Annotated in this window: 12 protein-coding genes; 7 read left to right on the plus strand and 5 right to left on the minus strand. The window is 63.9% G+C overall.

Going from position 1 to position 11908, the window contains the following annotated elements; translation table 11 throughout:
- The first annotated feature begins 15 nt into the window (after positions 1-15).
- A complete protein-coding gene (locus P3T24_RS35835; protein WP_429441513.1) occupies positions 16-570 on the plus strand; it encodes a 5-formyltetrahydrofolate cyclo-ligase in 555 nt (184 codons plus the stop codon).
- A gap of 67 nt (positions 571-637) precedes the next feature.
- On the opposite strand, the gene P3T24_RS35840 is transcribed toward P3T24_RS35835, so the two are convergent.
- Positions 638-1150: a winged helix DNA-binding protein gene (locus tag P3T24_RS35840; RefSeq protein ID WP_074262808.1), complete on the minus strand. Its 513-nt coding sequence runs from the start codon at positions 1148-1150 to the stop codon at positions 638-640.
- Between the two features lie 234 nt (positions 1151-1384).
- Between P3T24_RS35840 and pxpB the strand changes: the two genes are divergently transcribed.
- The 6 genes from pxpB (at position 1385) to P3T24_RS35870 (ending at position 7795) form a co-directional block, all read left to right on the plus strand.
- Positions 1385-2038, plus strand: coding sequence for a 5-oxoprolinase subunit PxpB (gene pxpB / locus P3T24_RS35845; protein WP_429441514.1), 654 nt, complete (start codon positions 1385-1387; stop codon positions 2036-2038).
- Positions 2035-3087 carry a biotin-dependent carboxyltransferase family protein gene (locus P3T24_RS35850; RefSeq protein ID WP_429441516.1) on the plus strand — a complete coding sequence of 351 codons (1053 nt, stop codon included), beginning with the start codon at positions 2035-2037 and terminating at the stop codon, positions 3085-3087. Before pxpB ends, P3T24_RS35850 begins: the two co-directional genes overlap by 4 nt.
- An 18-nt stretch (positions 3088-3105) precedes the next feature.
- On the plus strand, positions 3106-3858 hold the full coding sequence (gene pxpA / locus P3T24_RS35855; RefSeq protein ID WP_074262811.1) for a 5-oxoprolinase subunit PxpA: 753 nt from the start codon (positions 3106-3108) through the stop codon (positions 3856-3858).
- 220 nt (positions 3859-4078) lie between these two features.
- Positions 4079-4822, plus strand: coding sequence for a DUF969 domain-containing protein (locus P3T24_RS35860; protein WP_074262812.1), 744 nt, complete (start codon positions 4079-4081; stop codon positions 4820-4822).
- Complete coding sequence (locus P3T24_RS35865; RefSeq protein WP_429441518.1) at positions 4819-5775, plus strand: DUF979 domain-containing protein; 957 nt, start codon at positions 4819-4821, stop codon at positions 5773-5775. Before P3T24_RS35860 ends, P3T24_RS35865 begins: the two co-directional genes overlap by 4 nt.
- Before the next feature lie 226 nt (positions 5776-6001).
- Complete coding sequence (locus P3T24_RS35870; RefSeq protein ID WP_429441520.1) at positions 6002-7795, plus strand: tetratricopeptide repeat protein; 1794 nt, start codon at positions 6002-6004, stop codon at positions 7793-7795.
- A gap of 32 nt (positions 7796-7827) precedes the next feature.
- Here the strand turns inward: P3T24_RS35870 and P3T24_RS35875 are convergent, their stop codons facing one another.
- Genes P3T24_RS35875 through P3T24_RS35890 form a run of 4 tightly spaced genes read right to left on the minus strand, consistent with a single transcriptional unit; the run spans position 7828 to position 11907 of the window.
- Positions 7828-8976 carry a TraB/GumN family protein gene (locus P3T24_RS35875; protein WP_429441521.1) on the minus strand — a complete coding sequence of 383 codons (1149 nt, stop codon included), beginning with the start codon at positions 8974-8976 and terminating at the stop codon, positions 7828-7830.
- Positions 8969-9988: a peptide ABC transporter ATP-binding protein gene (locus P3T24_RS35880; RefSeq protein WP_429441523.1), complete on the minus strand. Its 1020-nt coding sequence runs from the start codon at positions 9986-9988 to the stop codon at positions 8969-8971. Before P3T24_RS35880 ends, P3T24_RS35875 begins: the two co-directional genes overlap by 8 nt.
- On the minus strand, positions 9985-10989 hold the full coding sequence (locus P3T24_RS35885; RefSeq protein ID WP_429441525.1) for an ABC transporter ATP-binding protein: 1005 nt from the start codon (positions 10987-10989) through the stop codon (positions 9985-9987). The genes P3T24_RS35880 and P3T24_RS35885 overlap by 4 nt, the downstream gene beginning before the upstream one ends.
- Positions 10990-11907, minus strand: a complete 918-nt coding sequence (locus P3T24_RS35890; protein WP_074262818.1) for an ABC transporter permease subunit — start codon at positions 11905-11907, stop codon at positions 10990-10992. It abuts the gene before it with no gap.
- Between the last annotated feature and the right edge of the window lies 1 nt (position 11908).

The following is an 11908-nucleotide window of genomic DNA, read 5'->3' on the forward strand; positions in this document are numbered from 1 at the left end:
AACGCGCTCCGTAAAATGTTGCTGAAAACACGGCTGGATGCGGCCCTCGAGCCTGCCGCCCAGGAGGCGTTGAGCCGCCGCATGCTCGACACATTGAAACGCCATGAACCCGCGTGTGTCGGCTTTTACTGGCCGCTGCCGGGCGAGTTCGACGCGCGTGCGGCGATCGCCATCTGGCTCGCGCTCGACGCGCATCGTCAGGCGAGCCTGCCCGTCATCACGAACCATGGCGAGGCGCTGCAGTTCCGGGCCTGGGCGCCGGACACACCGATGAAAGTCGGTCATCACCGGATCCCCGAGCCCGACACCGAGCGGGTCGTCACACCCGATCTGCTGTTCGTGCCGTGCGTCGGCTTCGACGTCGAAGGCTACCGGCTCGGCTATGGCGGCGGCTATTACGATCGCACGCTGGCGGCATGGCCCGGCGCGACGCGGCCGGTCACGGTCGGCATAGCCTGCGAAGCCTGCCGCACGGACGCGCTGCAGCACGAAGCCCACGACATCGCGCTGGACCTGATCATCACCGAAGCGGCCTGCTATCCGCAGCAGCGACCCAACCCGGCTCAGTAAAAGTCAGATTTGGCAAACCGCCTGAAGCCAGTCAAAGATCGCTAAAGGCCGCCGATTCCAACCGGCCTCACAGCGAAGCCGCCGCCCGCGCCGCCGTATCGTAAAGGCCGGAGGCGTTGCGCATCAATTGCGCAGCCTCGCCGATCTGCTCGTTGGTCAAACCGCTCTCCCTGAGCGTGGCGATCAGGCAGCTTTCGCGCACCTCGCGGTACTTCATGCAGAGGGCGCGCCCGGATTCCGTGGCAGAGAAGAACACTTCCTTGCCGGTCTTTTCGCTTTTTACATACCCTCTAGCTACCAGCTTCTTCAACGCGTAGGTGGCAACATGGGTGTCTTCGATGTTCAGCACGAAGCAGATGTCCGCGAGTTTCTTGCGCCGCTCGCGATGGCTCACGTGATGCAGAAGCGACACCTCGATGGCGGTCATATCCTTTTCTCCCGCCGCCGACATGCAACGCACCATCCAGCGGTTGAACGCGTTGCTCGCCATGATGAGCCCGTACTCCAGCTCGGACAACTCCGCGCTAGCTTCAGACACAAGGTGTTCCGAAGAGACGATTTTGGTCGGTTGACGCGACATGACGGGTGCTCTCGATACATGAAAGGAAGTGCTCGAAGTGTACGACGAGCGCCTCATCATGGGTGCCTGGCACAAACGCTTATTGATAAATTGTCGATATCTTATTGATAATGTAGCCTAGTTGTTATGGTTGATGCTCCTGGTGCCGTTATCCAGTCATAGGGCGGTGCGCTTTCGCTGCTCCTACCGATTCCAATGTTGCAAGGCTTCCGCTCCAACCCGAATGAATCCGCAATGACGCAACCACGAATCTTCCAGTTCGGCGACGCCGCGCTAGTCTGCGAGGCCCACGCTCCCGCGACGCTCGATTGCCAGCAGCGCGTCTGGGCGGTGGCCGACGCCGCACGCGGCTGGCCGCATGTGCTCGAGGTCGTACCCGGCATGAACAACCTGACCATCATGTTCGATCCGCTGGAAGCAGACCGCGCCGCACTCACCAGGTTGCTGGAAGCGGCCTGGGACGCCCCGGGTGAGGCGCCTTCCGCCGGCCGCGAGGTCGAGATTCCAGTGCAGTACGGCGGCGAATTCGGCCCTGACCTGCAGGCGGTGGCGAATCACACAGGGCTGTCGGCGAAAGAGGTGGTCGCACGTCATACGGCCGGCGAATACGTGGTGTTTTTCCTCGGCTTCCAACCCGGCTTCGCCTATATGGGCGGTCTCGAGAAGGCGCTGCACACACCGCGCCGCTCGTCGCCGCGGGTTGAGGTGCCGGCGGGGTCGGTGGGGATTGGCGGCGAGCAGACCGGCATCTATCCGGCTACATCGCCTGGCGGCTGGCAACTGATCGGCCGCACCTCCGTGCCCCTGTTCGATCCGGCGCGCTCGCCGCCCACCTTGCTGCAACCGGGCGACCGGGTGCGCTTCACCGTGGCGGGGATCACAGCATGATCGACGTGATTCGCGCGGGTCTTCTGACCACGGTTCAGGATCTCGGACGGCATGGCTACCGGCATCTCGGCGTGGCCATGGGCGGCGCGCTCGACCGGCTCTCGCTGGAAGTGGGCAACCGCCTCGTCGGCAACCGGCCCGACGCTGCAGGCCTCGAGGTCACCTTTGGACCGACCGTGCTACGCTTTCCGCGTGCCACCCGGGTCGCGATTACCGGTACCGAGTTCGGCGCTACGCTCGACGGCAAGCCCGTCTATTCATGGTGGAGCCTGCCGGTCCAGGCCGGTCAGGAATTGACGTTGCAAGCGGCCAGGCGCGGCATGCGCGGCTACGTCTGCATCGCCGGCGGAATCGACGTGCTGCCGATGCTTGGCTCGCGCAGCACCGACCTCGCCGGTCATTTCGGCGGCCTCGGTGGCCGTGCATTGCGAGACGGCGACCGGCTGCCGGTCGGCGTGCCCTCGTCACGCGCTGGCGCGAGCTTTAGTCCGCAAGCCCCCGAATTCGGCGTCAAGGCGCCCAGCTGGTGCAAATTCGTGCTGGTCCATGAACCTTTGCGTCGCGGCCGGCATCCATCTGGTGTGGCATGGGCAGTACCGATTCGCGTGCTGCATGGACCCGAGTACGATCAATTTCCCGCCAGCGCTCACGAGGCGTTCTGGTCGGACGAATGGCTTGTGACGCCCAACAGCAATCGCATGGGCTACCGGCTTTCCGGCACCGAACTCAAGCGCGCGCACAAGACCGATCTGCTGTCGCATGCGGTGATGCCGGGGACGATCCAGGTGCCGCCGAACGGCCAGCCGATCGTGTTACTGAGCGATGCGCAGACCACCGGCGGTTATCCGAAGATCGGCGCGGTCATCCAGGCCGACCTGTGGAAGCTCGCCCAGGTGCGCCTGAACAGCGCGATCCGTTTCATCCCGACGACGCCTCAGGAGGCGCGTCACGCTTTACTCGAAGAACGGGCGTATCTGCGGCAGATCGATGCCGCGATCGCGATGCATGAGGAACGCTGCGCACGCCAGCCGGCGCTGGCAGTGTCGTGAGACCAAGTAGAGGAAATTATGGAAATCGATTTGAATGCCGATCTCGGCGAGGGCTGCGGCTCGGATGAGGCGCTGCTCGACCTCGTCAGTTCGGCCAATATTGCGTGCGGTTGGCACGCGGGCGGCGCCAATGCGATGCATGACTGCGTTCGGTGGGCCGTCGCGAAAGGCGTGTCGATTGGCGCGCATCCGAGCTTCAACGATCCGGAAAACTTCGGCCGCAAGGAAATGGACTTGCCCGCCAACGAGATCTACGCGGGCGTGCTGTACCAGCTCGGCGCGCTCTCGGCGATTGCTCAGGCCGAAGGTGGGCGCATCGCGCACGTCAAGCCGCACGGCGCGCTCTACAACCAGGCCGCGCGCGACCCGAAGATCGCCGATGCGATCGTCTCGGCGGTGCACGATTTCGATCCGTCCGTGGCCGTGTTCGCGCTTGCCAATAGCGGCCTCGTGACGGCCGCCCGCGAAGCAGGCCTCGTCGCCATTGAGGAAGTGTTCGCCGACCGCGGCTATCGCGCCGACGGCTCCCTCGTTCCGCGCAAGGAGCCAGGTGCGCTGCTCGATGACGAAGAGGAAGTGCTCGAACGCACCCTCACGATGGTGCGCGAGCAACGCGTGCAGGCCGTAGATGGCCACTGGGTGCCGCTCAATGCACAGACCATCTGCCTGCACGGCGACGGTCCGCATGCGCTGGCGTTTGCGCGTCGCATCCGCAGCGCGCTCGAAAGCGCCGGCATCGAGGTTCACGCGGCCAACGCCGTACGCGCGTGAGTCCGAGCGGCTGAAGCCACAGCGACTGAAGAGTACGCAACGCCCCGCCTCGTGCGGGGCGTTTGCCAGGTGCAGTACCCAAAGCAGTAAATGACAGCAGCAAGTCAGTGACGCCGCCAGCCAGAGCGGCGCACAGCAAGACGGCGCAGGGGATAAGCACGCGCCTCCCCACGTTAGCCGCGATTAGCGGCAAGGTTAGCAACCCCGTTTGGAGATCCTGATGCAGACAGCAGTCAACTTATGGCCGCTTATTGGCGTGGCCGTGATCATTGTCGGTTTTGTGTTGCGCTTTAATCCGATGCTGATCGTGGCCGCCGCCGCTATCGTCACCGCGCTGGCCGCGCACTTTCCACCCGAGAAAATCCTTGCCGCCATCGGCACGGGCTTTATCAAGACCCGCAATATCCCCGTGATCCTGCTGCTGCCGTTGGCGGTGATCGGCCTGCTCGAACGGCACGGTCTGCGCGAACGGGCGCAAACGTGGATCGCGGGCATCCGCGCGGCCACGGCCGGACGCCTGCTGATCGTCTATCTGCTGGTGCGCGAACTGACGGCGGCCGTCGGCCTGACCGGTCTCGGCGGTCATCCGCAGATGGTGCGTCCGCTGATCGCGCCGATGACCGAGGGCGCCGCCGAAACCCGCTACGGCAAGCTCACCGACGCAGTGCGCTACCGCCTGCGTGCGTTCGCGGCCGCCACCGACAACGTCGGCCTGTTTTTCGGCGAGGACGTTTTTGTTGCATTCGGTGCGATTGTGCTGATGACCACTTTCCTGCGCGAAGCCGGCATCGAAGTCGCGCCGATGCACGTTGCCGTATGGGGCATCCCCACCGCCATCTGCGCATTCCTGATTCACGGCTTCCGGCTGTATCTGCTCGATCGCAGCCTCGAGCGTGAACTGGGCCGCAACGCAGCGTCGAACGCCGCTGCGCAAACCCCGTCTGCGAAGGGAGACGAGGCATGACACTCACCATCAACTATCTGTTCTGGCTGGTCGGCATCGTGCTGCTGATCGTCGGCGGCATGATCCTCACCGACAAGGAACACCCGCGCCGCTTTAGCAGCGGCGGTTTCTGGATCCTGTACGCGCTGATCTTCCTGATTGGCGACCTGATTCCGCCGTCGATCGTCGGCGTGCTGGTGATCGTGATGGCGCTGGTCGCGGGGTTCGGTGGCGTGACGGCGGCCAAGCCCAAGGTGCTGTCGCCCGAAGCCCGTCAGGCCAGTGCCGCGCGCCTCGGCAACAAGCTGTTCATTCCCGCGCTGACGATTCCGGTCGTCACCGTCGTGATCACGCTGGCGGCGAGCTATCTGATCTTCGGCGGCAAGCCCCTGATCGACCCGAAGAACGTCACGCTGATCGGCTTCGGTGTTGGCTGCGTGATTGCCCTTGCAGTTGCATGCGTGATGACGCGTGATACGGTCGGCCAGTCGATGAAGGAAGCACGCCGCCTCGTCGATGCGCTCTCGTGGGCCGCGGTCCTGCCGCAGATGCTGGGCATGCTCGGCCTCGTGTTCTCCGACGCGGGCGTCGGCAAGGCAGTCGCGCATGTGACGACTGCCTATATCAATCTCGACTACCGCTTCGTCGCGGTGGCGGTGTACTGCATCGGCATGGCGGTGTTCACGATGGTGATGGGCAACGGCTTCGCCGCTTTCCCGGTGATGACCGGCGGAGTGGGCGTGCCGATTCTGGTCGGCGTGTTCCACGGCAATCCGGCGGTAATGGTTGCGATCGGCATGTTCTCGGGCTACTGCGGCACACTGATGACGCCGATGGCCGCGAACTTCAACATGGTGCCGGTCGCGTTGCTCGAACTGCCGGACAAGAACGCGGTGATCAAGGTGCAGGTGCCCACGGCATTGTCGCTGCTGGTGGTGAATATCCTGTTGCTGAACTACCTGATGTTTCTGTAGGACTCGCCGCGCCCGCAGCGAGGTGAGGTGACTCCGCAAGCGACCTGGCGCGGCAATTTTGCGACAGCAAGACGCCGCGCCAACCTATGCCGCAACGCCCTGTCGCGGCAAATTAGGATGCGTCTGATCGAACCGGAAGAGCTTGGGACATAAGCTGGTCGATGTTCTCTCATCAACCAGCCGGCGCACGCAACATGCGGGCGCCGGCGCTCTCAAGCAGGTTCTCATGGAACAGCATCTCCATCTGGGTGACGCGCGCCCCGAAGCGGCTGCACCGACCTACATCGACGCTCTGCTCGCCGCCGCGCTCGATGCCCATCAGGCGGGTCATCTCGATCAGGCCGCACCTTTGTATCAGGAAGCGCTGACAATCAACCCGGTTCACGCCGGCGCGCTGCATTACTTCGGTGTCCTGCATCATCAACGGCGCGATCACGCAACGGCGGCCGCACTGCTGGATCATGCGCTCGAAATCGAACCTGCCAATGCGGCGTGCTGGAGCAACCGCGGTCTCGTCGCCGCTGCGCTCGGTCGCTACGACGAGGCACAACGATGCTACTGGCAGGCGCTGCAACTGCAGCCTGACTTCGCCGACGCACGCAATAACCTCGGCGTTACGCTGCAGGCGCAAGGCGAGCATGAAGCCGCGGGGCGTCAGTATCGCGAGGCCGTGGCGCTCAATCCGTCGCTGGTAGACGCTCATCTGAATCTTGGCACCGCGCTCGCCAAACTCGAGCACTATGACGAAGCGCTCGCGTGCTACGAACAGGCCCTCGCGCTCGATCCGTATTCCGCCGACGCGCATTTCAATGCTGGCAACGCGCTGACCGCAAAGGGCGAAAGCGTGGCAGCTATTGCACGCTTTCAGCGCGCGATCGAACTGCGGCCCGCCTTTGCGCAGGCGCACGTGAATCTGGGCAGTGCGACCGGCAAGCTGGGAAACTACGCCGAGGCTGAGCAGCAGTACCGCCACGCGGTTGCTCTGCAGCCGAACCCGACCAATCTGGTGTGTCTCGGCGGATCGCTCGGTGCGCAAGGACGCCTCGACGAAGAGGAAGTGTTTTATCGCCACGCACTCGCAATCGATCCCGGCTACGTCGACGCTCATCAGAATCTCGCATGGCTGCTGCTCAAGCGAGGCGACTACAAGCAAGGCTGGGTGGAATTCGCGAAACGTTGGCGCCCGCAAGACTACGCGGCGATCGCGGTGGACGGCGTGCCAGAATGGCACGGTGAAGCGCTCGATGGCCGTAGCGTGCTGCTGGTCGGCGACCAGGGCTTCGGCGATCAACTGCAGTTTTTGCGTTTCGCGCGCGTGCTTGAAGAGCTTGGCGCCACAGTCGATGTTTGCGTGCGCGAACCGCTAGTGCCGTTCGCGGAGCGCGTGCCGGGAGTCCATCGCGCGTGGAGCGGCAAAGCCGGCGGGCGTTACGACTTCTGGGCGCCGCTGATGAGCGTGCCATCATGCGTTGGCACCGAGATCGCGACGATTCCCGCTGACATGCCGTATGTTTTCGCTGAGCAGACGAAGATCGAAGCGTGGCGTGAGCGCGTAGAAGCGGTGGCTGGCCCGCGTCGCAAGATCGGGCTGGTGTGGGCTGGCAGTCCGACCTTCGGCAATGATCGCTATCGGTCGATGCGCCTCGAAGATTTCGCGCCACTCGGTGAACTGAATGGCATCGCCTGGTTCTCGTTGCAGAAGGGACCGGCTGAAGCGCAACTCGTCGACGCGCCGGAAACATTCCGGCCGCACAACTTCGCCGCTGACCTGCGCGATTTCACCGAAACCGCCGCGCTGATCATGAACCTGGATCAAGTGATCGCAGTCGATACCGGCGTCGCGCATCTGACGGGTGCATTGGGCAAACCGGTGTGGGTATTGCTGCCAGCGAACTCGGACTGGCGCTGGCTGGAAAATCGCAGCGACTCACCGTGGTATCCGGGCGCGCGCTTGTTCAGGCAAACAGTGCTGGGGGACTGGACGCCGGTGGTGGCAAGTGTGGTTGAAGCGCTGCGGTAAACAAGACAAACGATCGCGTCACGTTCGCCCCCTCACCCCGCCTCCACCACAAACCCGTGCTGCCGCAACAACTGCAGCACGCCTTTCGGGCCACCCAGATGCAACGCCCCGATCGCCACGAACACCGGCTTGTTCGGTCCGGCAATCAACAACATCCTCGCAACGAAACGCCGGTTCCGTTCGTACACAATCCTGTTGTCAATCGAATCGGACACGCGCTTGTCGCGCGCCAGCACTTCCGACTTGGCCGCCTGCCACGCGGCAATCGCGTCCGCATCGCCCACCTGCCAGAGCCTGTGTAACGTTTGCACATCGGCGAGATTTTCGGCCGGCGTCTGCACCAGGTCCTGCGCCAGCATCTCGCGCTGCTGCGCGGACGACAAACTGGTGAACGAGCGCATCTGTTCCCCAAGCGTCTCCAGTCCGACAATCTTGCCGCGCGTGCGCAGATAAACATTCTGCAGCTGCGCCTCGGTACCGTACTCGGTCTGCAGCCCCGCACTCAGGGAATCGTAGGTTTCGACCAGCAGCGAAGCGAGCCACGGCCGCATTCTCTTGATCTCATCGAGCGCCGCCGGGTTGCCGCGCAAGCGGACTTCGAGCTTGTGCCAGAGCGATTCCGGCAAATACTTCGGCAGGCACGCGCTGCGGCACACACCGTACTTCGACACGTCATCCTGCGACACCAGCAGGTCGTCCGGCGACAACTCCAGCGCCAGCGTCGGAGAAGCGGCCAGCGCAGCCAGAATCTGCGGCCGGAACGGCTTGCCCGGCGGATAGTCAGCCGGGTCGCCGACGTGCAGCGTTCCGAGCAGATAGATCGTAGTGGAGCCGCGCGTGGCGACGTAGAACGGCATGCGCGCCGGTTGCGCGCGGACCGCGCCGCCGGTCGTCGTACTGGATGCTGGCGGCGGATTAAAACCGGGCAGTGTCGCCCGCGGCTGCCCGGGCGAAGCAGGGGCTGCGGGGAGCGGCAGGTTCGGCCGTCCGTTTTGCGCCGGGGAAGTCGCGGCCGCGCCCGCAGCAGATGCCGTGGCGGCCGGCCAAGCAGAAACGAGTGAGACGCCAGCAAGCGTGGCACAACCCAGCAGCCACGCTCGCCAGCGCCGCGCGAAAACGGCGTCACAGCCGCCTCCACGCAGACGGCGCGCAGGACGACGCGCCGCCAACGTTTCAGGCATCCACGTCCCCCACCTCCTCGGCCCGGTGACACGATACCTGACGCCCATCCACTTCGCGCAGCTTCGGTTCTTCACTGCGGCAGCGCTCGATCGCATACGGACAGCGTTGATGGAACGTGCACCCCGAGGGCGGATTGAGCGGCGACGGCATCTCACCTTGCAGCTTGATCTTGATCGTGCGATCCGCTTCGAAGATCGACGGCGTCGCCGACATCAGCGCCCGCGTGTACGGATGACGCGGATTCGTAAAGACGCGTTTCTTGTCGCCCAGTTCGACCACGCCGCCGAAGTACATCACCATCACATCGTCGGCGATATGCTCCACCACCGACAGGTTGTGCGAGATAAACACATAGCTGGTCTTGAACTGCTCCTGCAGATCCATGAACAGATTGAGAATCTGCGCCTGGATCGACACATCGAGCGCGGACACCGGTTCATCGGCCACGACGATCTGCGGATCGAGAATCATCGCGCGCGCAATCGCCACGCGCTGACGCTGGCCACCCGAGAACATATGCGGATAGCGTTTGGCGTGCTCCGGCCGCAGGCCCACCGTGCGCATCATCTGTGCAATACGCTCGGCGCGGTCGCTCGCGCTCAACTGCGTATTGATGGCGAGCGGCTCGCCGAGCGTCTGCTCGACGGTCTTGCGCGGATTCAACGACGCAAACGGGTTCTGGAATACCATCTGCACGCGCCGGCGCAACGCCGCGACCTTCGCGTGATCGGCGCCAGCAACGTCTTCACCGTCGATCATCAGTCGGCCGGCGGTCGGTCCTTCGATCATCGTGAGCTGGCGCGCGAGCGTCGACTTGCCGCAACCGGACTCACCGACTACCGCCAGCGTCTTGCCGCGATCGAGCGAAAACGACACGCCGTTCAACGCCTTCACCGTGCCGCGGCCGAACATGCCTCGCTTCACCGAGTAATGCCGCGCCAGCTGATCGGCAACCAGCACGTAATCGCCCGCCTGACCCGTCGGGCGGCGCGTTTCGGGTACTGCATTCATCGTGCGCCTCCGTGAGTGTGGATGTTGGCATCGCCGGTGAGGTTCAACGGCTTGATACAGCGTACCCTGGTTACCTCTGTATGACCTTGCAACGGCCCAAGTGCCGGGCGCGCCTTGGTGCAATCGTCGACCACATACTTGCAGCGCGGTGCGAACAGACACCCCTTGGGCCGGTCGTCGCGGCCCGGCACCATCCCCGGCAACGCGGCCAGCCGCACCGCGCCGACATTGTGCTCGGGAATCGCCGCCAGCAGCGCTTCCGTGTACGGATGATGAGGCGCGGCGAAAATATCGGGCACCTTGTTGGTCTCGATCACCTCGCCCGCGTACATCACCGCCACGCGCTGCGCGACTTCGGAGACCACGGCAAGATCGTGCGAAATGAGTACGAGCGCCATGCCGCGTTCCTTCTGCAGCTTCACCAGCAGTTCCATGATCTGCGCCTGGATCGTCACGTCGAGCGCGGTGGTCGGCTCGTCGGCGATCAGCAGCTTCGGATTGCAGGCGACCGCCATGGCGATCATCACGCGCTGATTCATCCCGCCCGACATCTGATGCGGAAACGAAGTGATGCGGTTTTTCGCATCGGGGATGCCAACCTGGTCGAGCAGTTCGATCGTCCGCTGATGCAGCGCGGCGCCGCGCAAGCCTTCATGCAGCTTCAGCACTTCCTTGATCTGATAGCCGACGGTGTAGCTCGGATTCAGACTGGTGAGCGCATCCTGGAACACCATCGCGATGTCTTTGCCGATGATCTTGCGGCGCTCCTTCGGCGAGGCATTCAGCAGATCCTTGCCGTCGAAGCGGATCTCGTCGGCGCTGACCTTGCCCGGTGCGTCGATCAGGCCCATCAGCGCCATCATCGTCACGCTCTTGCCCGAGCCCGATTCGCCCACTACGCCGACGACTTCGCCCGCCGCCACGTCCAGGTCAATCCGGTCGACAGCCGGGAGGCCGTTGAAGTTCACCGCGAGATTTCGGATGGTCAGTAAGTTACTCATTTAGGCCATCCGTTTCAGTTTGGGGTCGAGCGCATCGCGCAGGCCGTCGCCGAGCAGATTGATCGCCAGCACCGAGATCACGATCGACAAGCCAGGCAAGGTCACGATCCACCAGGCGTTATCGATGTAATCACGCGCCGACGCCAGCATCGCCCCCCACTCCGCCGCCGGCGGTTGCACGCCGAGGCCGAGAAAGCCGAGCGCGGCGGCATCGAGAATCGCCGACGAAAAGCCGAGTGTAGCTTGCACGATCAGCGGCGCAGTGCAGTTCGGGAGCACTTGCGAGAACATCAACCGGAAGGTGCCGGCGCCCGCCACGCGCGAAGCCGTCACGTACTCCTTCTGCAACTCGCCGAGCGCAGACGCCCGCGTCAGACGCACATAACCCGGCAACGCGACGATCGCGATAGCGAACATCGTATTGAGGAGCCCCGGACCGATGATCGCCACCACCGCCACCGCAAGCAGCAGTGACGGCAGCGCAAGCAGCACGTCCATGATGCGCATGATCGGCGTATCGGCCCATTTCTCGAAGAACGCGGCGATCAAGCCGAGCACGATGCCCGGGATCAGCGCCAGCACGACCGAGACGAAGCCGATCCAGAACGACAGGCGCGCACCGTACATCAGGCGGGACAGGATGTCCCGGCCTGCTTCGTCGGTACCGAGAATGAACTTCCAGTTGCCGCCGTCGAGCCAGGCGGGTGGGATTTTCACGTAGTCGCGGTACTGCTCGATCGGGCTGTGCGGGGCGATCAACGGAGCGAAGATCGCGACGAAGATCAGCAGCAGCACCACGACACCGGCCGATACCGCGCCGCGGTTGCGCGAAAAGTTTGCCCAGAACTCACGGGCGGCCAGCGCCCGGCCGCTTGGCGGGGTCACTGACTGGGGGACTGTGTTTTGAATATCTGCCACG

Source organism: Paraburkholderia sp. GAS33 (assembly GCF_050436645.1).
In the GTDB taxonomy this organism is placed as follows: Bacteria; Pseudomonadota; Gammaproteobacteria; order Burkholderiales; family Burkholderiaceae; genus Paraburkholderia; species Paraburkholderia phenazinium_B.